Here is a 25,251-nt window from a genome sequence, read left to right as displayed (position 1 = left end):
TAGCGAAGGTGTTTATTGTGAGAATGAGGAGTGTCACGATGGAACTTTGGTATACGGAAAAACAGACGGCGAATTACGGCATCACAGCGAAGATTAAAGAGTCTCTTCACACAGAGACGAGTGAGTTTCAAGACATCGCGATGATTGATACGCTGGAGTGGGGACGCATGCTCGTGCTTGACGGCTGTGTGATGACGACCGATCGCGACGAGTTTGTGTATCACGAGATGATCTCGCATGTGGCGCTTAGCGCACACAAAAACCCGCAGAGAGTGCTCGTCGTCGGTGGCGGGGATGGTGGCGTGATTCGCGAAGTGATCAAGCATCCGAGTGTGACACACGCCGTGCTCGCAGAGATTGACGGGCGCGTCATTGATGTCTCGAAGAAGTATTTGCCGGCGATTGCATGTGCGCTTGATGATCCGCGCGTTTCGGTTCGCGTGATTGACGGCATTGCACATGTCAACGAGAGTGAAGGCCAGTATGATGTGATTATCGTTGATTCGACGGATCCGATCGGACCTGCGGTGGGGCTTTTTGCGCGCGATTTTTATGAAGCAATTCATCGCGCTCTACGCCCGGATGGCATTGTCGTCGCGCAGACGGAGTCGCCATTTTTTAATGGTGAACTGATCTCTCGCGTCTATGGCGATTTCTCATCGCTGTTTACACACACGCACCTCTACCTGGCTTCGATTCCGACGTATCCGAGCGGACTTTGGAGCTTCACGATTGGCAGTAAGCAGTATGATCCTAAAATGATTGCCGATCCTGCGCGCGCAAATTCGCTTGAGACAAAGTATTACACGCCCGATCTGCACGCCGCAGCGTTTGCGCTCCCGCGGTTCGCCAAGGAGTTGATCGCAAAGTGAGAGGGCATCGCGAACCGTTTGACCCTGCGTACGCAGGGCAGACGTTTATCAGCGCAAAAGAGGGGTACGATGCGGCGCGCGCTGTAATCTATGGCATGCCGATGGACTGGACGACGTCGTTTCGTCCAGGTACGCGTCTCGGGCCGCGGCGCATCCGCGAAGTATCGCTTGGACTAGAAGAGTACAGTCCCTATCTCGACCGCAGCCTTTTGGATGCGAGTTTTGTTGACATGGGAGATATCCCGCTGCCTTTCGGCAACCCAGAGCGCAGCCTCACTATGATCGAGCAGTATGTCGGTCAGTGGCTTGATGACGGGAAATTCCCGCTCGGACTCGGCGGCGAGCATCTTGTAACGCTCGGGGTGGTCCGCGCTGTGGCAAAACGCATCCCGGAAATCGTGATTGTGCACGTTGATGCGCACACCGATTTGCGTGATCAGTATGAGGGTGAACTGCTCTCCCACTCGGCGGTTATCAAAAAAATCGCAGGCTTTGTCGATCCGGTGAACATCTATCAGTTCGGGATTCGCTCAGGTACGCGCGAGGAGTTCGCGTGGGCAAAGGAGCATACGAACTTTCACCCGTTTGACGTGCTTGAGCCACTGCGCGGATGCCTGGCGCAGCTAGAGGGGCGACCGATCTATGTCACGGTTGACATCGATGTGCTTGATCCTGCGCACGCGCCGGGAACAGGGACGGCGGAAGCGGGCGGCATCTCATCGAAAGAGTTGCTCGCGGCGATTCACGCAATGAAGGGGCTCAATGTGGTCGGATTTGATCTCGTTGAGGTCGCGCCTGTGCTTGACGCGAGTGAGCAAACCCAGATTGTCGCGGCCAAAGTGGTGCGTGAAGCACTGCTGGCGTTTGCTGACTGATGGAGCGGGAACGAGCAGGGACGATTCGCATTGTGTCGGGGGAGCTTGATACGAAGGCGCCCGCGCGCATTCGCATGCGGGGATCGCTTTATCAGGCGAGTTATCACGAGCCTGAGGAGAACTTTGCGCAGACGGAAACGACCGTTACCTTTTCACTCACGCGCCGACCGTTCATCCGTGTGGAGCGGGTGGGCGGTGTTCGCGCCTCCTACGATTTTGAACTGGAGCAGACAACAGACGGTTTCTACGATTTTCCGGAAGGGAAGATCGAACTGCGTGTGTACACGTCAACGCTCGCGGTGTTTGTGACCAATCAAGGCATTCAGGCGGAGATCGTCGCGTCGATGGTCATGCATGGCGTGGATGAGCATCCGCTGACGATTGCGATTGAACTTGATTTTGAACCGTGAACGGAGATCGTCTCAAGGGGGTGGGTGACGTGAAGAGTTTTCGCGATCCTGTGCACAATCTCATCGCGTTTGGCGAGGATGACCAATTGCTTATCGATCTGATCAATACGGCGGAAGTTCAGCGCTTGCGGCGCATTCGACAGTTGGGACTCAGCAACATCGTGTACCCAGGCGCCGAGCATTCCCGCTTCGTACACTCGCTTGGCGTCGCCCATCTCACGCGCCGCTTTCTCGATGAGGATCGCGCGGGAGAGCAAACGCGCGGGGCGTATGCACTGCGCGAGTATCGCCATCTCGCGCTAGCGGCGGCTTTGCTTCACGATATCGGTCACGGGCCATTCTCACACGCTCTCGAAGCAGTTACGGGCATTCGCCACGAACGATTCACGTCGGCAATGATCCGCAGTAAAAAGACAGAGGTTCATCAGGTGCTTGAAGCGTACGCCAGCGGATTCGCCGAACAGGTGGCGCGACTGATTGAAAAGGATTTTCCGGAGAGCCGCGCGATTGTAAAGTTGCTCTCTTCACAGCTTGATATGGATCGCACGGACTATCTCTTGCGCGATGCCCTGATGACGGGGGCGGGTTATGGGACGTTTGACGTGGAGTGGCTCCTTCATGTCATGCGCATCGGCGAGGTGCAGGGGGAGCCGGAGATTGGACTTGACTTGGCGCGCGGTCAGAGCATCGCTGAGGACTATATCATGTGTCGCTATTATATGTATCTTCATGTCTATTTTCATCGTTTGACGCGCTCTGCCGAGGTGCAAGTCGAGCGCACGCTTGCGCGCGCGGCGGAAGTCGGCGCGGATCTCCCTGGCTTTCCAGCGATGCGCGCGCTCTTGCGAGGGGATTTGCGCATGGCAGAGGTGAATGGCGTGAGTGCAGCCACGGCAGAGTGGTCTGTGATCTCGGATTATTTGGAACTGGATGATCACCTCCTGTGGTCTGCGCTGCGTGCGTTCACGCGGCATGAAGACCCGGTGCTGGCTGATTTGTCGCAGCGTCTTTTGAATCGGCATCTCTTTCACAGCGTGGATGTTCACTCGATGGAAGAGGCGGAGAGGTGGCTGGCGCGCATGGGACGCATTGCGAAAAAGAAGGGGTTGCCAGCCGCGTCTTACGTCATCTTTGATCAGGCGGGGAGTCAGGCATATAAGGATTCGTATCTCGGTTCGGATGAACACGACCCAACGTTTGAGCAGATTTATTTGTTTGACGCAAGCGGGAACGCGACGGAACTCGCGCGTCAATCGTTCATTGTCGAGGCGGTAAAGTCGCGTCGCGCCAGTGTATCGCGCGTGCTTTTCCCTAGGGAGTGGTTAGATGAAGGATGAGGATGTATGGCTTCACGCGCTGCTCGAATCCGTTCGCGTTGGCGTTCATGCGGTCAATGACTGTGGAGTGACAATTCTCTACAATCAAACGGCGGCAACGCTTGACGGCCTTTCGCGCGAGGAGGTGCTAGGGCGGCATGTGCTCGATGTGTATCCTTCGTTGACGGAAGAGACAAGCTCGCTGCTGCGGGTGTTGCGCTCAGGTGATCCAGTGCTCTTGCGCCGGCAATCGTATCGGAACTTTCGCGGGGATGAGGTGCACACCGCGAATGCGACGCGTGCCGTGTACCGCGATGGGCGGCTCTATGGCGCCTTGGAGATCGCGCAAGACATTACGGAGGTGCAGCATCTCGCAGAACGCGTCGTCGAACTCCAGGCGGCCACGCGTCCGCCACGCTCAGGGGAGCGCTCGGCGGCGGTGCGCTATACGCTTGATGACGTACTCACTGCGGACCCTACTTTGCTTGAGATGAAAGCGCGTGCAAAACGCGCGGCGCGCACGTCGTCCCCGGTCTTGATCTATGGGCCGACAGGCACGGGAAAGGAGCTTTTTGCACAGGGCATTCACGCGGCGAGTCCGCGCGCAAACGGACCCTTTATCGCGCAAAATTGCGCGGCGCTCCCTGGCCCGCTCCTTGAAGGTATACTTTTTGGCACGGTGAAGGGGAGTTTCACTGGCGCCGAAAACCGCGCCGGACTGTTTGAATTGGCGAGTGAAGGCACGCTCTTTTTAGATGAGATCCACGCGCTTCCGATTGACCTTCAGGCAAAACTCCTGCGTGTGCTCGACGACCAGCACGTTCGCCGCTTGGGGGATCAAAAGTCGCGCGCAATTGATGTGCGCATCTTGGCGGCGATGAATGTGGAACCGGAGGCGGCGGTGCGCGAGAAGATGTTGCGCGAGGATATCTTTTATCGCATTCAGGTGGTTTCTTTGCGCCTTCCCGCGCTCGCGCAACGACGAGGGGATCTGGAACTTCTGATCGATCACTTTGTGGGGGATTGTAATGCGCGGTTTGGCATGACGGTGCGCGGACTGACCCCAGGCGCCTTGCGGGTGTTGCGTGACGCGACATGGCCTGGGAATGTGCGGGAATTGCGTCACGCGCTCGAGTCCGCGATGAATCTGGTGGAAGATGCGTGGATCGATGTGAGCCACCTGCCGCAATATCTCACACAGCATCACGCGCCGCGCGGTGGTACGGACGCGCCGAAGGGCCTACAGCCTGTTGCAGACAGGCGGCAGCAGGGGCTTGCAGCCAGTGTGGAGGCGCTTGAACGTGACATGATTGTGCATGCGCTCGCCGCTTGCGAATGGAACTTAAGCGCTGCCGCGGCCATGCTTGAGATTCCGCGGCAGACGCTGCAGTCCAAGATGAAGAAGTGGGGTATTTCACGAAACATTGCGGCTTCTGGAGTGCGCTCTGCAGAGGTGAATAAGACAACGCGCACTGGACAGAATGACTAAGGTCGATGGAAGAGAGGGTGTGGTTGCGTTGGAAAACGTAACGTCTCACTCAAGGTAGGATGGTCATTCCACTTCGTTAAAGAAGTTGGAGGGATGTGCTAAAGACAATTACGGTTGTTTCCACGTCTTTGATCTCCTCGGTGAAGGTTCAAGCCTCACAGCTTAGTACGAGGAAACACGTACGGCCAATCATCCGTCGACAAAAGAGGACCTTCGGGTCCTCTTTGATTTTTTGTGTGCAAACGAGGCAACACAGTAAGAATAAAAAAATTCTAAAGACGATATAAATGTATCTTATTTCGAGAAATAGTATGGAATATACTAAGAATAAGACGTCGATTGATAGGAGTTTGTGCCTGTGGTAAAGTACCAAGATTTTTTTCGATTAAAACATCATCAAAAAAGAGGATTTTGATTGCGGTCGTTGAACGTGATACGAGGTCGGGCTGGTCAGATGATCGCGTTCCAATCTTCGGATGGTGTGAATGCAACGAGTATCCTTTCGAGTCGAGGGCAAGTTGTCATACCGAGTGAAATTCGAAATGCTTTACGCATGGAGAACGGTGATCGTATGGTATTCCGTGTTATCAATGATCAAATGATGGTGGTAAGTATTGAGAAGCTACCTACATCTGACGAAGTTTATGGTATCTTGGCCAGTGGCGTTGCGCCGGAGATGAGAAATCGAGATTGGAATGAAATCCTTGACGCGGCAAAGAAAGAAAAGGTCGAGACGCGGTGAAAAAGGGGCCTTTTGTGCGTGAAATTCGTAGATTCACCATGGTTGAAGCATTTCAGCGATTTGGTCGTGAGAAGGAAGTCGATTTTGTTGACGCGTATCTCTGCGCATACGTAAAAGTCAAGAAACCTGCACAGATCGTCACCTTTAATGTGAAGGATTTCAACGTTGATGGAGTGACCGTTTGTCAACCGAGCGAATGTTGAGCGATGGCATCCCGTATCAAATTACGGTCATCGTGAAACGATAAGCCGTGTCTTGTACGCTTTTCATGAAGTGGTTGAATCGTGTCGATCTCATGAAATATTGGTCGCACACCTTGCCGGAAAGAGACAAACCAATTATCTTTATACTAAAGATAATTGGTTGTTCAAGTTCGCCTGTAGAAATAGCGCGTGTGCGCATGCGAAGGTCTCTGAAAGGTAGGCAAAAAAACGGTGAAATCGTACGCGTCGTGGATTTATAAACTGCGTTTTCTCATTATTCTTCTTTGGATCGTAGGTGCAGTTCTCTCCGTCAAGCTCCTGCCAAACCTCAATTCGGTCGTCGCGCACCACAGCACGCCGTTTCTTCCTTCGACGGCAGAGTCGCAGATTGCGTCGCGACTCGCGGGTACCATTCAGGGAAAACACCCCTATAAGTCTTCTGCAATTGTGGTGCTTGTCAATCCGCACGGATTGACGCAAAGCGACAAGCAGTATTTAAATGGACAACTCGCATTGCTCAAGCAGGATCAAGCGAAATACGGTGTGAGCACCATTCAGTCGGCGGCGCAGACACCGCAGGCCAAGTCATCGTTTTTTAGTAAAAACGGAACGACAGAGATCGCCTTTCTAGGGATGTCACAGAGTGACACCACGAAGGCGGCACAGACTGGGTATCAAAAGATGCAAACGCTCTTTGCACACCCACCGCAGGGCGCGCATGTGAGCTTGACGGGCGATACACCGATTACCGTCGATAACATGACGATCTCAATGAATGGTGTGAGCAAAAGTGGAGGTATCACGGTAGCGCTCATTCTCGTCATTCTGTTTCTCGTGTTCCGCTCGGTCATCGCACCTGTTGTCACACTACTCACCATTGGCGTATCCTTTCTGATTACGTCAGGGATCGTGGCGCAACTCGCACTACACGGTTTTCCGGTTTCTACATTTACGCAGACCTTTCTCATCGCGATCCTGTTTGGCGCAGGGACAGACTACTCGATCGTGATGCTCAATCGCTTTCGCGAAGAGATGACGCAAGATCACCCGGATGTGCCCGCCGCGATGACGGCCGCCATGCGCGGTGTCTCGAAAACCATTCTCTTTAGCGCGGCGACCGTGTTTGTCTCATTTGCAGTGCTCTACTTTGCAAACTTTGGCCTCTACCGCTCGGCTGTTGGCGTAAGCGTTGGCGTGTTTTTTGCGATTCTCGCGTGCATGACACTGATTCCGTCGATCATGGCGGTCTTCGGGCGCACTCTTTTTTGGCCGCGTCGACCCGTCGTGGGAGCAGCGCACAAGCCTTCCGCGATCTGGAGTTTCTCTGGTCGCATCGCCACCCGTCACCCGTGGTGGACGATCTTGCTCTCGATTGTCTTGCTCGCGCCAATCGCTGCGCAGTTTACCAACCTGCGTTCGTTTAACTCGCTTGAAGAGATTCCTCAGGCGCCGTCCGTCAAAGGATTTAACGAAGTAGCAAACGCGTTTGGCATCGGGCGGGTGATGCCAGTCCAGGTCGTCCTGAAGAGTCCTTCCAATCTGCGCACATCGCAGGGGCTGGCGACGATTGAGCAGATTTCTCAAGCGCTTGCTCACGCGCCGCTTGTCTCTCAGGTGGACAGTGCGACGAGACCGACAGGAACGCTGCTTCACGCGTTTGAACTCGCGCACCAAAACGGGCAGATCGCGCAGGGCGTCACGAAAATCAATTCAGGGCTCGGGCAACTCTCAAACGGCCTCGCACAGACCGCTTCGAAACTACAGCAAGGCGTGTCTGGTCAGTCAAAGCTTGTCTCGGGCGCAAAGCGTCTCTCGCGTGGACTCGCACAATACCACCAAGGTGTTACACAGTTTTCCTCTCACACGCCTGCACTTGCGACAGGTGCAAACGCCTTAGCCACAGGCGCGTCGGCGCTTGACGCAGGCCTGACCAAACTGCAATCAGGGATCACGCAAGAAGGCGCAGGGTTCTCCCAAGTATCGGCGGGTCTTACAAAGCTTGCGCCAGGTACAGAGCAAGTAGCGACAGGGTTGCAAAGTCTCCAGTCTTCAAGCGCTAAACTCTCAGGACTGTCAGCACAAATGAACCAGGCGCTCGCAGCGTGGATCAAAGCGCATCCAAGTTCGAGTGACGCATCGCTACAACAGATTCTTGGGATGTCGGACGCGCTCGCGCAGGGACTTTCGCAAACGGCGAGTGGCACGGCTCAATTGGCGTCAGGCGCGTCGATAATCCACGCGTCGACCGTCAAACTCGCGACAGGGATGGCCCCGCTATCCCAAGGCATGCAGGCGCTCGCAACTGCGTCTGGTAAGCTTACGGCGGGTGCGTCTTCACTCCATCAGGGTGGAACTGCACTCGCGAATGGCGCGCAACAACTTGCGACAGGCGCCACGCGACTCGCGACATCCTCAGGACAATTGGCGACAGGCGCCGCGCAGGTGGCGTCAGGCGTGGCACAGTCTGCGGCAGGTACTTCGCAATTGCAAAACGGAATCGCCAAAGCGGCGAGCGGTGCGACACACCTTCACAGCGGGTTAAGCTCTGCCAATCAGGCGCTGAATCAATCACAGAATGCCACGCAAAACGGCAATCCAGGATTCTATGTCCCGGCGTCGGTTGTGGCGCACAATGCGTCTTTACGAAAAGCGCTGAATGCGTTCGTTTCGCCAAACGGTCATATTGCGCAGTTTACGGTCGATCTCACGGTCAACCCGTACAGTGCGGCTGCTCTTTCAGATGTGGCGAAACTCCGCAATGTCGCGCAAGTGGCGCTTGCAATGAGCCCACTTCACACAGGTCAGGTGTATATGGGCGGAACGAGCGCAGGCCAGCAGGATCTTAATCAGATCTCAAACGCCGATTTTTTACGCACCGTGTCTCTCATTTTCCTCGCCATCTTCGTCCTGCTCGCCATCATGTTGCGATCGCTGCTCGCGCCGCTCTACATCCTGGTGTCGCTGATCGCCAGCTATTTTGTGACGATGGGCGTCATGCAGGTTGTGTTTGTCTCGATACTTCACTACACGGGAATCGACTGGACGGTGCCCTTTTTCTCCCTGCTTCTCTTGGTGGCGCTCGGCGTCGATTACAGCATCTTTTTAATGGCGCGCTTCGATGAGATATTAAAAGAGGGCTTGGCACCGCGCGCGGCGATACGGCTCGCGATGCAGCGTATGGGGGGCGTCGTCTTTGCGGCTGCGATCATCATGGCGGGAACGTTTGGTTCGATGACCGTCGCTGGAGTTACCGCACTTCTTGAGATTGGTTCCTCCGTAGTTTTAGGGCTTTTTATTTACACGGGGCTCTTGCTAGGATTCTTCGTTCCGTCAGCCGTTTCGGTGATTGGTCGCGCACACCACTGGCCGTTTTTCACGCGCGATGAAGCAGGGGATGAGACGGACGGGCGCCGCGCGCGTGCACGCGATGGCGCGCTAATGGTAGACTGAGAAAAAGCTTGAGAGAGGAAGGGGCGAAATCGGATGAAAACGGAGCGTTTAGCGTCAGGATTGCGCGTTCTCTTCATCGGTTTCAACCCTTCTCTTCGCTCGCACGAATCTGGTTTTAACTATGCTGGACGATCCAACCGCTTTTATACCATACTGTATCACTCGGGACTCACAACGCGGCTCTTTACGCCGCAGGAGAGTCCCCTTCTCTTGCCGGAATACGGCTATGGGTTTACGAATATTGTCGCGCGCCCGACGCGCAGGGCGGATGAACTGTCGCGTGAAGAGTATCGCGAAGGGGCAATCTTATTGCGCGCAAAGGTTGAAACCTATCGACCAAAGATCGCCTGTCTCGTCGGAAAAGGGGTTGCGCAAGCGTTTTTTGGCAAGGCGATTCGGGCGTTTGGCTTTGTGGAGTCTCAGCTAGTGGAATCTCAAATCGATGAAGAAACGCGCTATTTTGTCGCGCCGGCAACGAGCGGCTTGGTGCGAATGAAATTGGAAGAGCAGGTCGAAGCGTATCGCGCGCTGGCATGGGAAGTTGTAAAACATCCGTGGCCGATGCGGGATGAGAGAGGTGACGCGTGATGAAAGAACAGCGACCAGAATGCTCATGTCGGCAAGAAGAGGAGTCGCAAAATGGGGGTTCGCTCTTAACGGAGCAACAGACTCCGTGCGGAAAAGGGATTTTGCCAAACGGCATTCAGGATCTTGACATTGTGATCTATGATCTTTTGAAAGACCTTGAACTGCAACTGCTCGGCTCAGAGCCAGAGATTCACGGCATCACGCCAAAGCAGACAATCCTTTTGCGGAAGGTTCGCCAGGTGTCGCGCGCAACGGCGAGCCAGATCGGCGAGATGATGGGCATCACGTCGGGGCCCGTCACGACGCTTACGCACGGACTCGTCGAGAAGCAGTTGCTGGAGCGCACCGTGGATGTCGATGATCGACGCGTCGTGTGGTTTGCGCTGACAGAGCGGGGAGAGGCGTTGATTCGCGAAGTCATCGCGCACCGCCAAGCGAATGTTCAAGCGTTTCTTGGCGCGCTTCCGACGCACAGTCGCGACGACTTCTACCGCCTCTACGGCGATGTGCGAAACGCGTTAAAGGCGCTGCGCTAGCCTATCTCCATAGTGGTTGCCAGATTATAATTTGCAACAACGTGATGATGGACTAGGATACTCGCATACGCAAGTTTCTCTGAGCGACGTATGATGTACGAATAGTAAGGAGGTGATATCTTATGACACACCACCATCCTGTTCGAGACATCAATGAAGCCATCAAGGAACTGCAAGAAGCGAAACGCTTTCTTTTGCATCGTAAGTTCGAGCGAGCTGAGGATGAATTGGCCGATAGTCTCGTTGAAATCGCGAGAGCGATTCGAGGTATTAATCGGAAAGAGTATTAAGTCAGCCCAATTGCGGAAAAGGGAACTTTCTCAAGCGTCATTTCAAATGACGAAGGGAGAGTTTCCTTTTTGATATTATTTGGCATGAAAATTGCTTACCTTCTTGCAAGATCGTTGATGACGAAACGATGGCGCAAGGAGGATTTTTTGTGTCTGATCCATACGGCATAAGGCGTGTGCTCGAACCGCGCGGTGCAATGCCGCAACCCGCGTGGCGGCTCGACGCCACAGCGGTGTGCAGCGAGGATGAAGTGCTGATCGACGTGTCGGCGCTCAATGTAGATGCCGCGTCGTTTCAGCAAATCATCGCGGATGTCGGACGTGACGAGCACGCCGTTTCCGAGCGCATCCTGTCTATCATCCGTGAGCGCGGGAAGCTTCACAACCCAGTGACTGGGTCCGGCGGCATGCTGCTTGGCACGGTAAGGGAAATCGGCGTCAACTATGAAAATAGAGCGGCCATTGCGCCAGGAGATCGCATTGCGACCCTCGTGTCACTCTCGCTCACACCGCTGCACATAGAGGCGATTCACTCGATTCATCTAGATACAGGCCAAGTCGTCTGTAGCGGCACCGCCGTTCTTTTTTCAAGCGGACTGCTTGCGCGCCTGCCGAGTGATTTACCTGAAGCGCTCGCGCTCGCTGTGTGTGATGTGTGCGGGGCGCCAGCGCAGGTGGCGCGCATCTGTCAACCGGGGCAGACGGTGGCGATTTTCGGCGGAGGCGGCAAATCGGGGATGCTGTCCGCCGTTCAGGCGCGCCGAAAAATCGGCGAAGCGGGGCGGCTGATCGCGTTTGAAACTGCCGAAAAATCGGCGCAAGCGCTGCGCGAACTCGGTTGTGCGGACCATGTGGTATTGGCGGACGCGCGTGACCCTGTGCAAACGCTGAACGCGATGATGAATGTGACAGACGGGGTGCTTGCGGATGTCACCATCAACTGTGTAAGTGCACCTGGCACGGAACTTGCTTCCATTCTGGTGACCCGCACGCGCGGGCTGGTTTACTTCTTTAGCATGGCGACCTCCTTCACAGCGGCCGCGCTCGGGGCGGAGGGTGTTGGCAAAGACGTCGACATGCTGATTGGCAACGGATACGCAGAGGGGCACGCAGAGCTGGCGTTTGAACTCGTGCGGAATGAACCCAAATTGCAGGCTGTCTTTGCAGCGAAACTCGCACAACCAACCGGGGGAGGAACACCACAATGAGCCTTGCGCCACACGAGATTTTGTACGGAAAAAAACAGCGACACTTTCGCGATATTCCGCTCTACAAGGACGTCACGGATGAGCAGTGGAACGACTGGAAGTGGCAACTCACGCACACGATTGATACCATGGAGGATCTTGCGCAAGTGGTCAATCTGACGCCTGAGGAAAAAATTGGCGTCTCGCGTGTCAAGGAGACTATTCCGCTGCGCATCACGCCGTATTACGCGATGCTGATGCACCCGGATGATCCGAACTGTCCCGTTCGTTTGCAAGCGGTTCCACTGTCGCATGAGATGTCTCGCTCGCCGTGGGATATGGAGGACCCGCTCGCAGAAGACGAGGATGCTCCCGCGCCCGGTTTGACGCACCGCTATCCGGATCGCGTTCTCTTTTTAATCACCAATCAGTGCTCGATGTACTGCCGTCACTGCACGCGCCGCCGCTTTTCAGGCGCTGTCGGGCACGCGGTGCCAAAGCCGCAACTCGACGCGGCGATCGACTACATCCGCCGCACGCCAGCCGTTCGCGATGTGCTGCTCTCTGGCGGCGACGGGCTGCTCGTCAATGACAAGATCCTCGAATACATCATCTCAAGCCTGCGCGCGATCCCGCACGTCGAGATCATTCGCATCGGAACGCGCGCGCCTGTCGTCTTCCCGCAGCGCATCACGGAGAACCTCTGCAACATCCTGCGCAAGTACCACCCGGTGTGGATCAATACGCACTTCAACCACCCGGATGAGATCACGCCGGAGGCAAAACTTGCGTGCGAGCGACTCGCTGACGCGGGTGTGCCCTTGGGCAATCAGTCGGTGCTGATGCGCGGCGTGAACGATTGCGCGCACATCATGAAAAAACTGATGCACGACCTTGTCAAAATTCGCGTCCGTCCTTATTACATCTATCAGTGCGATCTGTCAGAGGGCATCAGCCATTTCCGGACGACCGTCTCCAAAGGGCTCGAAATCATGGAGCAACTGCGTGGTCACACGTCTGGCTACGCTGTTCCCACCTTTGTCGTCGATGCGCCGGGTGGCGGCGGCAAGATTCCGGTCATGCCGCAATACCTGATCTCGCAAGGGCACAGCAAAGTGATCTTGCGCAATTTTGAAGGGGTCATCTCAGTTTACAACGAGCCGGTCTACGAGGATCAAGGGTGTCCGCCGACGTGCACGCACAACCACGAAGAAGAGGCGATTGGCGTCGCGAAGCTGCTTAACAATCAGGCACTGAGCCTTGAGCCGAAGGGCTTGCACCGCGCGGCGGGGCACCAAGGTGAGGGTGCAGGGCGGCAGGCGCCTCAAAATCAGGCGATGCGTGGCGGGACATGGGATGGCGATGCGTAATGGGAGAAGTGCGTGATGGGTGCGGTCGCGCGCGACGCCAAACCGGCGCGACGTGTTCGTGGCACGCGACGTATTCGCGAAGCGCGACGTGATCACGGAGATCTGGGCGCGGGCTGAGGCATTAGGCGTACGCGCGCTGGCCGTGGTCGGCACGAACAAGCATGCCGGGAAGACGACACTACTTGGCGCGCTGCTCCAGTGCGCACCTCGCGCGTCGCTTGCGCTGGTGAGCATCGGCGTGGATGGCGAGCGGGCTGACGTGATCTTGGGTACGCCAAAGCCGCAGATCGTCTGCCGACAGGGGACATGGGTTGCGACGGTGATCACGGCGAATGCCGATTCGTCGGCAGCCATGGCTTGGCACGCGCCAACGTCGATCACCTCGCCCTTAGGCGAGGTGTGGATCGGGCAGACGCGCACACCCGGTTCGGTCGTTTTGGCAGGCGTCCGGCAAAAGGAGCAGTTGCTAGCGCTCAAGACGCAGTTTTTTGCGCGAGGAGCGGCTTACATGCTGATCGATGGAGCGCTTTCGCGGATGGCTGCGGTCGATTCGGAGCTTGCCGATGGTGTCGTTCTCGCGGTGGGAAACGTGCGCGGCTCGCTCCAAGAGACGGTTGCGGTCGCAAAATCCGCACTTTTGCGCCTGCGTCTATCCGAACTAGAGCCGGAACTCGCGCGGCAACTGCCGGAACTCGCATCTGTAAATGGCCTTGTCGCATTGCCGTGTGACCGCGACGGTGAGACGGTCTGGGGAGATCCGCTTTTTCTGCCTGAAGGCAGTCTGCTCACAGACGATTTTGCGCGAGACGGGCGTGTAACGGATGCGCACAGTGTGTTCTATTGTGGCGGCGCCGTAACGGACGCATGGCTTGCGCGCGTCGCGGCGCAAAGGCGTCCGCAGGTGGTGATTGTGCGCAGTGCCGCCCATCTTTTTTGCAGCGATGAGACCATGCGGCAGTTTGCGCGTGGGGGACACCGACTGCGCGTCTTGAAGTCTGTTCCATTGCTTGGTGTCGCGGTCAATCCGATGACGCCGCGCGGCGGGCAACGCCTTGAACGCGGCGCGCTGATGCGCGCGCTCAAGGCAGAGGTGAATGTCCCTGTGGTCGACGCGATGGAGGTGGATGCGGGTGCGCTTTACGACGGCTGAGACGGACGCCTACGTGGCGTGGGGAACGCTGCAGACGCTGTTTCCGACGCGAACGGCGTGCGGCGCTACGTATCGCAGCGCGCGTGGGCCGTTTTCCCTGGGGGATGAGGAAGCGTGGCGGTGCGATCAGGCAGACGCGCGGGCGCTTGATGCAGCGTTTTCCTACTCGTCGCCTGAACGCGCGTCGCTTTACGAGCGTCTGGCAGAGTTGCTCGATCTGTTTCCCGATACGGAAGCGGCGTGCGCCGCTGTTGCGCAAGGACGCACACTCTCGGAGGCGCAACTCGCGACGCTCCATCGCGCAATCCATTTGGCAATCGCTCTTGACGCCGCGTTGGCACAGGCGTCACTGCGCTTTTCTTGGTGGGACAGTGCGGCGGCGCCACCTTTCATTCAGCTTGTCGGCGGGGAGCCTGCCTTTTGTCTTGATGCGCTGGACGCTACGCTCCGTGCGGCGTCGGATGCATCCGCGCGCGCGCGCCTGGCGCTTGATCAAGGGAAGCGAAACGTGAGTCGCGCGCTTCACGAAGCGTACGGTCGCGCCATGCGCCGCGACGGCACGCTGATCGCGCCGCTTTATGACGCGCGCGAAGCAGAGATGCTGCGTGATCCGCGTCTGCGACTGCGCCTTACGACGCGCGAAGAGCGGGTGTACGATGTGGTGGAAGATGCCGCGCTGACGCGCGCAACGGCGCAACGCGACGCGTGCGAAGGGGTCGTTCGACGGTTGCGCGCAGAGGTGCTCGCGCGCGTCTCAGCGACTCTTGCGAAAGATTCGCAGACGCTGGACGCGCTGATGGTGCAGATCGGGCGGCTGGATGATCTTTTCGGACGTGTCGCGGCAAGGCAGCGCGCCGGGTTTGTGTGGTCAGAGCTTGGTGACGCGCCGGAGCTGTATGCCGGACGCCCCCCTTTTTATGCTGCGTTTCAACCTGTGGATATCGCGCTCAAAACGCGTGTCACGCTGCTGACCGGGATGAACATGGGTGGAAAGAGCGCTGCGCTTCGCACGCTGCTCAGCGCGCAACTGCTGCACCAGTGGGGCGCGCCTGTGTATGCCTCGGCGTATCGCGCGCCGCTCTACAAGGCGCTGCGCTATATCGGCGGCGACCAGCAGGCGCTGGACGCGGGCATCTCCACGTTTGCGGCGGAGGTGCTCGCGATCAAGGAAGCGCTCGCGGAGGAAGAGGTCTTTTTGTGCCTGGATGAAGTGGGGCGCGCGACGAATCCGCAGGAGGGCGAGGCGCTGCTTTTCGCGATCTTGCAAAAGCGTCAGACGGCGCGCAGCGGCGTCACTTTTGCAGTGACGCACTTTTCGCGGCGTTTGCCGGGTGCGACGCACCTCACCGTGCGCGGGATCAGCAAAGAGGCGCTTGCGATGTGTCACACGCCGGAAGATCTCAAGACGCATATGGATTACCGATTGACAAAGGCGACGGGGACTGAGCTGCGACAAGGGATCGCAGTCGCCGCCTGGCTTGGGCTTCCCGCGGCGCTTGTCGCAGAGGCGTCGAGGTTTATGCGCGGGGATGGGCAGAGTGAAGACGTGGAGGGGATGCAGGGTGCCGACTGCGAAGATGTTGCTTGCAGAAGGGAAGATTGAAGAAGCGCGCGCGGAGGCGTCGCGCATCGCCGATGATGTCACGCGCTATATTCGCAAGCGTTCGACGGTGGCCGTGGAGCGCACGGTCTTGCGGTTGCTCGGTGTCGACGGTGTGGATGAGGAAGGCGTCCCGGTAGCGAACCTGATGGTCGATCAGGTGCTAAAGCAGGGGAAGCTGGCGCGCGGGGTTACTCGCTACTTCATACAGGCCTTGGCGCAAACAGGGGGCGATGTGGCGGCGCTGTGCAGTGATGTGGCGCGCGGCGATGCAGACATTCTCTCGTTTCAAACGCTGCCAGAAGCGGAGATTCGCGCGCGCGGGGCGCAGTTGGCAGTCGAGGCGCTTGCGCGGATTGCGGCGCAACGCACACAGCGCGAGGCGTATCTCGCACGTCTCTCAGGCGGGCAGTCACCGCTTCTCTACGTGATTGTCGCGACAGGTAATATCTATGAAGATGTCGTGCAGGCGCGCGCCGCGGCAAGCCAAGGGGCGGATATCATCGCGGTCATCCGCAGCACAGGTCAGTCGCTGCTTGACTACGTGCCGTATGGGGCGACGACGGAGGGCTTTGGCGGAACGTACGCCACGCAGGAGAACTTTAAAATCATGCGCGCGGCGCTCGACGAGATCGGTGAATCGCTCGGCCGCTATATCCGCCTGTGCAACTACTGCTCGGGGCTTTGCATGCCAGAAATCGCTGCGATGGGGGCGCTTGAGCGGCTTGACGTGATGCTCAATGACGCGCTGTACGGCATCCTTTTTCGCGACATCAACATGCAGCGGACGCTTGTCGACCAATCGTTTAGCCGTATGATCAACGCGTATGCCGGGATCATCATCAACACGGGTGAGGACAACTACCTCACCACGGCAGATGCGGTGCAATCCGCACACACCGTGCTTGCGTCACAGTTGATCAATGAGCAACTGGCGTTTCGCTCAGGACTTCCGTCAAGCCAACTGGGGCTTGGGCACGCGTTTGAGATGGACCCGGAGATAGAAGACGGACTTCTTCTCGAGTGGGCGCAGGCGCTGATGGCGCGCGAAATCTTCCCGGAAGCGCCGCTCAAGTATATGCCCCCGACGAAGCACATGACGGGCAACATTTTTCGCGGCCACGTGCAAGACGCGTTGTTCAACCTGGTTGGCGTGGCGTCGGGGCAAGGCATCCAACTGCTTGGCATGATGACCGAGGCGATCCATACCCCGCTGATTCACGATCGGCAGCTTGCGCTCGAAGCGGCGCGCTATATTTTCAACAATGCGCGCCATTTGGGCGATGAGCTGATGTTCCACCCGGAGGGAAAGATGGTGGCGCGCGCGCGCCAGGTGCTGGATGAGGCGCTTGATCTTTTACGCGATGTGCGGTCGAAGGGTTTGTTTCAGGCCATTGCAGAAGGCGAGTTTGCGGATGTGAAGCGAACGCTTGAGAGTGGCAAAGGGCTGCGCGGCGTGGTGCTGCGCGAGCAGGATTACTTCAATCCGCTGGAAGACGCGCTGCGCGCTGCGCTAAAGCTCGATGAGACAGACGCCGGCCATGTTGCGCGGGAAAGTGAGGGGGTCAACGCGTGAATGATTTGACGCGCGTCAAGCCTTATGGCGATACGCTCCATGACGGTGTTGTGCAGGTGAGCTTTTCGCTCCCGGTACCTTTTGGCGAAGAGGCGCGCGAGTGCGCCCGGCAGGTGGCGTCGGGCATGGGGCTGCTTGAACCGCAGGTTGTGCACATGGCGGACTTGGGAGAGCAGATGAGCTTTTTTGTGCTGTATGGCAAGGTCGTGACCGAGGTGGATTACACGTCGATTCGCGTGCCGAAAGTGGAGAGCCCCGTGCTCTCGTTCGTCGAGGTCAACGCGCTCATCCGCGAGAAGATCAAGCGCAAGATCGTGGTGATCGGCGCGTGCACGGGGACGGATGCGCACACGGTCGGGATTGATGCGATCATGAATATGAAGGGATACGCGGGAGAGTATGGGCTTGAGCGGTATCCGGAGATTGACGCGTACAACCTGGGGAGCCAGGTGGAGAATGAAGTGTTGGTGCGCAAGGCGCGCGAGCTAAACGCGGATGCGATCCTGGTTTCGCAGGTGGTGACGCAAAAGGATGTGCACATCTCAAACCTCGGTGAACTCGTCGACATGCTGGAAGCGGAAGGCTTGCGCTCAAAGCTGATTGTGATTTGTGGGGGGCCGCGCATTGGCCATGAGCTTGCGCTTGAGCTCGGTTATGACGCGGGCTTTGGGTCGGGGACGCTGGCGCCTGAGGTTTCTTCGTTTATTGTTCACGAGATGATCCGTCGCGGGTTACAATAGTGAGAGTGACTCGCGAGGAGGTTTTTTTATGCGCATCGAGATGTACAGCCAGGCGACCTGAGTGCGTTGTCAGGCAGCCAAGGTTTGGCTCGGATCGTTGCATCTCCCGTTTGACGTGATCGATATTTACCAAGAGCCTGAACACATCGCGCTGTTGCGGGATCAGAAGATGGAAACGTTGCCGGTGTTTCGCATCGGCGAGACGTGGATTCAGGGTTTTGATCGGATGAAGTTGCTGGCCGCGATCGCGGCGCAGATGGAAAGCAACCGATAAAAAGATAAATTTCTGTAGAAAATATTTCGGCTTCCTCCGCGTGAGGAAAATATCCGCTATTCTCGAAAATGGTGAGTTCTGTAATCGGATTTTTGTGAAAATAGGCGTGGATCTGACCCAGTCTCATCGCTTAGTCAAAATTCCCTTTAGATCAGATCGCTGCACATTGATCCTTGACCGCGCATACATTATAGTAATTACTAAAATGCATGAGTCAGGAGATGAAAATCATGACGCTCAGCAAAATCACTCGAAATGGGCAAATCACCATCCCAAAAATCATTCGTGAAAAACTCCATCTTGAAGAAGGCGATTATGTGGATGTGATTGACAGCCAGGAAGGTATCTTACTTCGACCGAAGAAGATGATGCTTTTGGATCCTGATCAGGCGTACTACTGGACAGAGGAATGGCAAGAACGCGAGCGACGAGCGGACGAAGATCTTCAAAAAGGACGCGTCCATCCACTCGATTCCTTGGATGAAATTGGGTAAATGAACAATCCGGACATTTTTAGATTGGAAAATTTTTAACATCCTTACATTGGATGGTCAGCCACCGACCATTTTGGCGCAGGGCAATAAGATAAGGATAGTTCCAAAACGAGCATAGAGATACCACGAGTCCGAGCAACAAAAAGGCATCGCATAAACCTTGAACGGCAGTAATTTTTGACACCTCGCTCAAGCGATTGGCTGGAGAAATGACCGCGTGGTACAGGTTTAATGTATCGATGACAGAAAACCCGCTGATCATGAGAATCAACAGCAGCCAAAGCACTCTCCATTTTTTCATCGAACGGGGAGAATTTTTGTGAATCCGCCACCAGTCTTGAAATGGGCCGCTATCCACCAAGCATGAGGTGTCGTTCGCATCGAATGTGAGTTTCACGTCCGTCCGTCGGTAGTGTAAGCTTTGCGCGACGGGAACCCACCCGAATAGGGAGGTCACAAGCCAAGGAAGATCGTATAATAGCCAATTTGATGGAAGTGTTGTGTTCAATGATTGCGTATGAATCATCGTGATGAGGCCTATGCCAAAAGAGATGGCAAGGAACAAACCAAGCAAGATCCCGTACGGTGTGCGAAGATACGAATAAACGCGGCCGTTGATGTGGGATTGGATGGATAATCACACCTTTCGCATGGGTTTCCATCTTAACGGAATGTCTGTATTTATCATGTTCCTTCACCATTCCAAGTTCTACAACTTTTTCACCCACCTTGCGTGGCGACCGTGCTCGATACACATGATGGTGCCTTTTCGGCCCAACTCATTCAGGGTTTTCGTTATGGTAGGCCGGCTTATCCCCGGACATAACTCCTCAACGTCAGCGATCGTAAAATCGGCGATAAAACCATCGACGATGTTGAGGATACGCTCCTTTTTCCACCCCCTCTTCTGGGAGCTCTCCAGTGTCCCTACACGACTATCAAATCGATGATACGCTTCTAGGAGCATGGTGAGGAAGTAATTGATCCAAGGATTGCAATCATGAGCACTGTCATGCCAATTTTGAGAGGAGATTTCAAGGGTATTGTAATACTGTATTTTTGTATCCTCAATGACATTTTCCAGGCTGATGTATTTTCCAACAGCGTAGCCGCTCTGATACAACAGCAACAAAGTTAAAAGACGAGCCATTCTCCCATTGCCGTCGGAAAAGGGATGGATACAAAAAAAATCTAAGATAAACAGTCCAATCAAGACGTAATCCGGTAAATCGCCGCGATCTCTGGCTCTTTTGAACGCGTCACAAAGTTCCCGCATCGCTTCATCCGTACGCCACGCGGGGGTTGGCTTGAAGCGAATTCGCGTCTCACCGGTTGAAAGTTTCTCTTCAATAAAATTATCAATCAGTTTCCAGCGGCCCCCCGTTCCACTGTACTTCATTAAATCGCGATGCAATTGCTGAATCACGCTCGGTGCGAGCGGAATGAGTTCAGCATGTGTATGAATGGTATTCAAAACGTCGCGATATCCAGCAATCTCACCTTCGGGGCGATTCTCGGGATTTGCTGCATTCCAAACAATTGACTCCAATCGTTTGGAAGAAACGTAGATTCCTTCGATTCGATTGGACGACTCCGTGCTTTGAATGAACGCATTCTGCTGCAACGTTTCAAGTACCTGAGGAACCTGGCGTTGAAATAAGCCTTGTTTTCCCTTAAATTCGCTGATCTTAGTAGCCAAGAGGATCACCTCGGATTTCATCACGAGATGATCCAAATAAAGCGGTGTAAAGGAGGACAAACGGTTCACCAATCTCGTTAAATATAAAGATATTCTGATTCGTAAATGATAACCTTAAACGGATAACAAAAGCGCGTATCAAGCGAAAAGAAGCGAGATCTACATCTTTCAGTTGACTATGAATGGCCATTCACTCATTATTGAGAGGAGTGGAAAATACGACACCTCGCGTTCTCTTCGCTGATCGTGGTTTAATAAGATCAAGAAGGGTTTCTGTCTGGTGAGGGAGGAAAGAAACATGCAACCGCTGCGTATCATTGCGTTTACTGTCTTGTTGATTGCGGCACTTATCGGTTTTTTCTCGGGTATCTACCAACGCTATCGCTTTTTGCGGCTCGGACAGGCTGAGCATCGCTCAGACCACAGCGAAGAGCGTATGAGAGGCTTTTTTAAATACGTGCTGGGACAGGGTAAGGTATTGGCTGAACCGTCAGGGATTGGACACTTTTTCATCTTCTGGGGATTCATCATCCTCGGGTTTGGCGAACTCGACTTTTTTGGCTTTGACCTGTTTGGCAGGCACATTCCAGGGTTTACGCAGGGGTGGTTCACGCATACCCAGGAGTTGTTTGCGGCGTTTGTCATGGTGGCTGTGATCGTTGCGCTGATTCGCCGCTACGTGTGGCGACCGATGCGGATTGAACCTACGTTTGAGGCGGGCTTTATTCTCGGACTCATCTTTATCATCGTGGCGACACTCTTCTTGACGACGGGGCTCGACGCAGTCGCGAGTGGCGCAAGCAGCGTGCCAGCCGCGCCGATGTCAACGTTGGTCGCGTATTGGTTTTCTGGCATGTCGCCAGCCGTTGCGGGAAATCTTGCGCAGGTTTTTTTCTGGATCCATACGCTATCCATCTTTGGTTTTCTCGTTTTTATACCACGCTCAAAACACTTGCATATGATTGGCGCCGTTTTCAACACGTACTATCGCAACCTTGGGCCTGTCGGCAAGCTGAAAACGCTTGACTTGTCGGATGAGACGGTGGAAGAGTTTGGTGTCGCCAAAGTCACACAGTTGAGTTGGAAGCAACTTCTCGACGGGTACGCCTGTACGGAGTGCGGGCGCTGTCATGTATCCTGCCCCGCCACGCTCACGGGGAAGGATCTCTCGCCTAAGTACCTGATCCTGAAAATGAAGGATCATCTTGTCGATCAGGGCCCGTCTCTTTTGAAGATGGCCGCAGGCGGCGAGGATTACACGGCGAGCCTTCCTGATCTGGTGGGCGAAGTGTACACCGAAGATGAGATTTGGGCGTGCACGACATGTCGCGCGTGTGAGGAGGCGTGCCCGGTCTTTAATGAGCATGTCAGTCTGATCGTCGATCTTCGTCGCGACCTTGTCTTGACCAAGGGCAACGCGCCGGGAGAAGTCAACCGCACGTTCACAAACCTTGAGCGTCACTCCAACGAGTGGGGGCGTCCGCGTTCCGCGCGCGCGGAGTGGGCGGAGGGTCTTGGCATTCGCGCGATGGAAGATGTGGAAGGCGCCGTGGACTACCTATACTATGTTGGAACGGCTGTGTCCTTTGATCCGCGCAATCAAAAGATCGCGCAGTCCTTTGTGAAACTTTTGCAAAAGGCGAATGTCGACTTTGCCATCCTCGGAAAAGAGGAAGAGAGCGATGGAGATTCAGCGCGCCGTCTCGGCAATGAGTTTCTCTATCAGGAGTTGGTCGAGCGCAATGTGGAACTCTTTAAAGCGTACGGCGTAAAAAAAATCATCACCACGGATCCGCACGCGTTCAATCAGTTTTCCAAGGAATACAAGGATTTCGGACTGGACATTGAGGTGCTGCATCACACACAGTTTTTGGCGGAATTGCTCAAAGAGGGACGCATCATTCCGAAGCAGCGCGTGGAAAAGACGGTTACGTATCACGACCCGTGCTACCTCGGGCGGTATAATGGAGAGTATGACGCGCCGCGCTATATTCTTGAACACATTCCTGGCCTCACCGTGCTCGAAATGGAGCGCAGTCGCAATAAGAGCATGTGTTGCGGCGCGGGTGGCGGCTCGATGTTTAAAGAAGAGACGGGCGAAAAGCGCATCAACGTGGAGCGCACCGAACAGGCGCTTGCGACTGGCGCCACCACCATTGCCACGGCGTGCCCGTATTGTATGACGATGATGATCGATGGAACAAAGGCAAAGGGTGTCGAAGAGGAAATCGATACAAATGATATCGCGGAACTGCTATTCATGGCGATTTGAACCGTGTATCGCGCATGAAGACCAGGCGAGGTGACTTGCCTTGTCCTCACGTCGAAAGGAGTGCTGTCGTGGATTTGCCGCAGATTGTGAAACGTCGAATCCTTCGCTATGAAAACGGGGTCACAGAACAGCGCGAAGTCGAAGTTGTGACGGAGTATGCGCTCACGGTGTTTGTCGATGGACAGGAGTTTGTCACGCTCGTCTGCACGCCGTCGGATCTGGAGGATCTAGTGATTGGATTTCTCGCGTCAGAAGGTGTGTTGACGTCGTATGAGGAGATTCGCAGTCTCACGCTGTCAGAAGAAGACGGTGTGGCGTATGTCCGGCTCGTGACGCCTGTCACGATCGACCCGCAGATGTTTGGGAAGCGGTACATCGCCTCGTGTTGTGGCAAGGGGCGACAGTCGTTCTATTTTTATCAGGATGCAGCGCTCGCCAAACCAGTCGAAGTGGCTCCGGTGATCGCACCCAGGCAGATTGTGTCGCTGATCGAGCGGATGCAACGCGCATCGGATCTTTTTCGCACAACAGGAGGCGTGCACAACGCGTCTCTGTGCACGGTGGATCAGGTGCTGTTGTCCCGCTTTGACATCGGGCGTCACAACGCGCTCGACAAGCTTTACGGGTATCAGATTCGCGAGAAATGGACGAGTGACAAACTGGTGATCGCGTTTAGTGGGCGTATCTCGTCGGAGGTGCTCTTGAAAGTCGCCAAAATGGGGATCGGCATCGTGCTCTCCAAATCGGCGCCAACGGCGCTTGCGCTGCAGATCGCGGACGATTTGCAGTTGACGACCGTCGGATTTGTGCGCAGGGGCGCTTTTTCCGTATACACGCACCCGGAGCGCGTACAGCTTTTGTGACCCTTGTCAAAGGTTCTTCTCTCACTCAGTAAATTGTGATACGCTGAACAAAAAGACTGAACGCTCAGTCAGTGCTTAGGAGGCTCGGCCTGAATGAACACCGTGATTGTCTCAGGGGCACGAACGCCGTTTGGCAAACTTGGCGGTGCGCTCGCGGGCGTTACTGCCGTCGAGTTGGGGGCTGTTGCGTTGCGCGAGGCTCTTTTGCGCGGCGGCGTTGCGCCGGAAGAAGTAGAGGAAGTCGTGATGGGGATGGTGCTGCAAGGGGGCGCCGGACAGATTCCTTCGCGCCAGGCGTTACGTTTGGCAGGGATGCCGTGGGCGGTGCGCACAGAAACGATCAACAAGGTCTGCGCATCAGGGCTGCGGTCGATCACGCTCGTGGATCAGATGGTGCGTGCGGGCGATCTTGATGTGGCGCTTGCGGGCGGTATGGAGAGCATGTCAAACGCCCCGTATTTTGTGCGGGGCGCGCGGTTTGGTTTGAAGATGGGGGACGCATCGTTTGTTGACCTGATGCAGCATGACGGACTGACCTGCGCGTTTGACCATGTTCCGATGGTGGTGCACGGATCAACGGTGGCGGAAGAATATCATGTTTCGCGTGAAGCGCAAGACGCGTGGGCCTATCGCTCTCACGCGCGCGCGGTCGAGGCGATGGACCAAGGGAAATTTGCTGAGGAGATTACTCCTGTGTCCGTTTCTGTGAAAGCGGGTACAGTGAAGGTGGACATGGATGAGGCGCCGCGTCGCGACACATCGCTTGAGAGACTGGCCGCACTGCGCCCAGTGGGCGATCTGAATGGCACCGTAACGGCGGGGAATGCGCCAGGGGTCAATGACGGGGCTGCAGCTCTGCTTTTGATGAGTGAGGCGCGGGCGCGCCGCGAAGGAAGGGAGATCCTTGGGACACTTCGCGGACACGCGGAAGTTGCGCTCGAAGCGAAGTACATCGCGTCGGCGCCTGGGGTAGCTGTGGCAAAATTGCTTGAAAAGACAGGGCGGTCACTGGATGACATCGCGCTCTTTGAGATCAATGAAGCATTCGCGGCGGTTCCTTTGGTGAGCCGTCACCATGTGCCGTGGGATTTGGAGCGCGTGAACGTAAACGGCGGTGCAGTCGCGCTCGGACATCCGATTGGTGCGAGTGGCGCGCGCATCTTGCTCACGCTTCTCTATGAACTTCGGCGACGCGGTGGCGGACTCGGCGTGGCTGCGATCTGCAGTGGCGCGGCGCAAGGTGATGCAGTCCTCG

At 55.9% G+C, this 25,251-nt stretch carries 23 protein-coding genes; 22 read left to right on the top strand and 1 reads right to left on the bottom strand.

Annotated features, from left to right (window positions below):
- Nucleotides 1-38 precede the first annotated feature (38 nt).
- The 19 genes from speE to AYW79_RS08885 all read left to right on the top strand — a co-directional run bounded on the left by speE (nucleotide 39) and on the right by AYW79_RS08885 (nucleotide 19,162).
- A complete protein-coding gene (speE, locus tag AYW79_RS08970) occupies nucleotides 39-872 on the top strand; it encodes a polyamine aminopropyltransferase (RefSeq protein WP_067564715.1) in 834 nt (277 codons plus the stop codon).
- Complete coding sequence (gene speB, locus AYW79_RS08965; RefSeq protein WP_067564713.1) at nucleotides 869-1,747, top strand: agmatinase; 879 nt, start codon at nucleotides 869-871, stop codon at nucleotides 1,745-1,747. Before speE ends, speB begins: the two co-directional genes overlap by 4 nt.
- On the top strand, nucleotides 1,747-2,157 hold the full coding sequence (locus AYW79_RS08960; RefSeq protein WP_067564711.1) for a DUF1934 family protein: 411 nt from the start codon (nucleotides 1,747-1,749) through the stop codon (nucleotides 2,155-2,157). Before speB ends, AYW79_RS08960 begins: the two co-directional genes overlap by 1 nt.
- Nucleotides 2,158-2,186: 29 nt before the next feature.
- Nucleotides 2,187-3,494 (top strand): HD domain-containing protein, encoded by a 1,308-nt coding sequence (locus AYW79_RS08955; protein ID WP_067564709.1) that lies wholly within the window; start codon nucleotides 2,187-2,189, stop codon nucleotides 3,492-3,494.
- Complete coding sequence (locus AYW79_RS08950) at nucleotides 3,484-4,962, top strand: sigma-54 interaction domain-containing protein (protein WP_067564707.1); 1,479 nt, start codon at nucleotides 3,484-3,486, stop codon at nucleotides 4,960-4,962. The genes AYW79_RS08955 and AYW79_RS08950 overlap by 11 nt, the downstream gene beginning before the upstream one ends.
- Before the next feature lie 415 nt (nucleotides 4,963-5,377).
- A complete protein-coding gene (locus tag AYW79_RS08945; protein WP_067564705.1) occupies nucleotides 5,378-5,704 on the top strand; it encodes an AbrB/MazE/SpoVT family DNA-binding domain-containing protein in 327 nt (108 codons plus the stop codon).
- A gap of 14 nt (nucleotides 5,705-5,718) precedes the next feature.
- The gene (locus AYW79_RS15850) at nucleotides 5,719-5,907 is read left to right on the top strand and encodes a hypothetical protein (protein WP_067564703.1); all 189 of its coding nucleotides are present in this window, start codon (nucleotides 5,719-5,721) and stop codon (nucleotides 5,905-5,907) included.
- Between the two features lie 231 nt (nucleotides 5,908-6,138).
- Nucleotides 6,139-9,357, top strand: a complete 3,219-nt coding sequence (locus AYW79_RS08935; protein WP_067564701.1) for an efflux RND transporter permease subunit — start codon at nucleotides 6,139-6,141, stop codon at nucleotides 9,355-9,357.
- 33 nt (nucleotides 9,358-9,390) lie between these two features.
- On the top strand, nucleotides 9,391-9,945 hold the full coding sequence (locus AYW79_RS08930) for a mismatch-specific DNA-glycosylase (RefSeq protein ID WP_067564699.1): 555 nt from the start codon (nucleotides 9,391-9,393) through the stop codon (nucleotides 9,943-9,945).
- Nucleotides 9,945-10,481 carry a MarR family winged helix-turn-helix transcriptional regulator gene (locus AYW79_RS08925; RefSeq protein ID WP_067564697.1) on the top strand — a complete coding sequence of 179 codons (537 nt, stop codon included), beginning with the start codon at nucleotides 9,945-9,947 and terminating at the stop codon, nucleotides 10,479-10,481. Before AYW79_RS08930 ends, AYW79_RS08925 begins: the two co-directional genes overlap by 1 nt.
- 122 nt (nucleotides 10,482-10,603) lie before the next feature.
- On the top strand, nucleotides 10,604-10,771 hold the full coding sequence (locus tag AYW79_RS15555; protein WP_156481794.1) for a hypothetical protein: 168 nt from the start codon (nucleotides 10,604-10,606) through the stop codon (nucleotides 10,769-10,771).
- Nucleotides 10,772-10,920: 149 nt separating this feature from the next.
- The gene (gene kdd, locus AYW79_RS08920) at nucleotides 10,921-11,979 is read left to right on the top strand and encodes an L-erythro-3,5-diaminohexanoate dehydrogenase (RefSeq protein ID WP_231884536.1); all 1,059 of its coding nucleotides are present in this window, start codon (nucleotides 10,921-10,923) and stop codon (nucleotides 11,977-11,979) included.
- Nucleotides 11,976-13,328, top strand: coding sequence for a lysine 2,3-aminomutase (gene kamA, locus AYW79_RS08915; RefSeq protein WP_079290138.1), 1,353 nt, complete (start codon nucleotides 11,976-11,978; stop codon nucleotides 13,326-13,328). The genes kdd and kamA overlap by 4 nt, the downstream gene beginning before the upstream one ends.
- Nucleotides 13,329-13,347: 19 nt before the next feature.
- Nucleotides 13,348-14,478 (top strand): lysine 5,6-aminomutase reactivase subunit KamB, encoded by a 1,131-nt coding sequence (kamB, locus tag AYW79_RS08910; protein WP_067564693.1) that lies wholly within the window; start codon nucleotides 13,348-13,350, stop codon nucleotides 14,476-14,478.
- Nucleotides 14,459-16,081 carry a MutS-related protein gene (locus AYW79_RS08905; protein WP_067564691.1) on the top strand — a complete coding sequence of 541 codons (1,623 nt, stop codon included), beginning with the start codon at nucleotides 14,459-14,461 and terminating at the stop codon, nucleotides 16,079-16,081. The genes kamB and AYW79_RS08905 overlap by 20 nt, the downstream gene beginning before the upstream one ends.
- Entirely contained in the window at nucleotides 16,041-17,654 is a 1,614-nt protein-coding gene (gene kamD / locus AYW79_RS08900) for a lysine 5,6-aminomutase subunit alpha (protein WP_231877782.1), read from the top strand. Before AYW79_RS08905 ends, kamD begins: the two co-directional genes overlap by 41 nt.
- Complete coding sequence (gene kamE / locus AYW79_RS08895) at nucleotides 17,651-18,394, top strand: lysine 5,6-aminomutase subunit beta (protein ID WP_067564686.1); 744 nt, start codon at nucleotides 17,651-17,653, stop codon at nucleotides 18,392-18,394. Before kamD ends, kamE begins: the two co-directional genes overlap by 4 nt.
- Before the next feature lie 61 nt (nucleotides 18,395-18,455).
- Complete coding sequence (locus AYW79_RS08890; RefSeq protein WP_067564684.1) at nucleotides 18,456-18,668, top strand: glutaredoxin family protein; 213 nt, start codon at nucleotides 18,456-18,458, stop codon at nucleotides 18,666-18,668.
- Nucleotides 18,669-18,898: 230 nt separating this feature from the next.
- Nucleotides 18,899-19,162 (top strand): AbrB/MazE/SpoVT family DNA-binding domain-containing protein, encoded by a 264-nt coding sequence (locus tag AYW79_RS08885; RefSeq protein WP_067564681.1) that lies wholly within the window; start codon nucleotides 18,899-18,901, stop codon nucleotides 19,160-19,162.
- 709 nt (nucleotides 19,163-19,871) lie between these two features.
- On the opposite strand, the gene AYW79_RS08875 is transcribed toward AYW79_RS08885, so the two are convergent.
- Nucleotides 19,872-20,870 (bottom strand): Fic family protein, encoded by a 999-nt coding sequence (locus AYW79_RS08875; RefSeq protein WP_231884537.1) that lies wholly within the window; start codon nucleotides 20,868-20,870, stop codon nucleotides 19,872-19,874.
- A 289-nt stretch (nucleotides 20,871-21,159) separates the two neighbouring features.
- Between AYW79_RS08875 and AYW79_RS08870 the strand changes: the two genes are divergently transcribed.
- From AYW79_RS08870 to AYW79_RS08860, 3 genes are all read left to right on the top strand, one after another.
- Complete coding sequence (locus AYW79_RS08870; RefSeq protein ID WP_067564676.1) at nucleotides 21,160-23,133, top strand: (Fe-S)-binding protein; 1,974 nt, start codon at nucleotides 21,160-21,162, stop codon at nucleotides 23,131-23,133.
- A 68-nt stretch (nucleotides 23,134-23,201) separates the two neighbouring features.
- Nucleotides 23,202-23,996, top strand: coding sequence for a formate dehydrogenase accessory sulfurtransferase FdhD (fdhD, locus tag AYW79_RS08865; protein WP_067564674.1), 795 nt, complete (start codon nucleotides 23,202-23,204; stop codon nucleotides 23,994-23,996).
- A gap of 93 nt (nucleotides 23,997-24,089) precedes the next feature.
- The coding region (locus AYW79_RS08860) for an acetyl-CoA C-acetyltransferase (protein WP_067564671.1) at nucleotides 24,090-25,251 on the top strand (1,162 nt) is incomplete at its 3' end.

The organism is Ferroacidibacillus organovorans (assembly GCF_001642725.1).
Lineage (GTDB): Bacteria > Bacillota > Bacilli > Alicyclobacillales > SLC66 > Ferroacidibacillus > Ferroacidibacillus organovorans.
This window is presented reverse-complemented; position numbering and strand designations above follow the sequence as displayed.

Bases quoted from the DNA above. Each gene is read 5' to 3' on its own strand.
- speE (WP_067564715.1), top strand. From the start codon at position 39: ATGGAACTTTGGTATACGGAAAAACAGACGGCGAATTACGGCATCACA.
- AYW79_RS08960 (WP_067564711.1), top strand. From the start codon at position 1,747: ATGGAGCGGGAACGAGCAGGGACGATTCGCATTGTGTCGGGGGAGCTT.
- AYW79_RS08950 (WP_067564707.1), top strand. From the start codon at position 3,484: ATGAAGGATGAGGATGTATGGCTTCACGCGCTGCTCGAATCCGTTCGC.
- AYW79_RS08930 (WP_067564699.1), top strand. From the start codon at position 9,391: ATGAAAACGGAGCGTTTAGCGTCAGGATTGCGCGTTCTCTTCATCGGT.
- AYW79_RS08925 (WP_067564697.1), top strand. From the start codon at position 9,945: ATGAAAGAACAGCGACCAGAATGCTCATGTCGGCAAGAAGAGGAGTCG.
- AYW79_RS15555 (WP_156481794.1), top strand. From the start codon at position 10,604: ATGACACACCACCATCCTGTTCGAGACATCAATGAAGCCATCAAGGAA.
- kamA (WP_079290138.1), top strand. From the start codon at position 11,976: ATGAGCCTTGCGCCACACGAGATTTTGTACGGAAAAAAACAGCGACAC.
- AYW79_RS08885 (WP_067564681.1), top strand. From the start codon at position 18,899: ATGACGCTCAGCAAAATCACTCGAAATGGGCAAATCACCATCCCAAAA.
- AYW79_RS08870 (WP_067564676.1), top strand. From the start codon at position 21,160: ATGCAACCGCTGCGTATCATTGCGTTTACTGTCTTGTTGATTGCGGCA.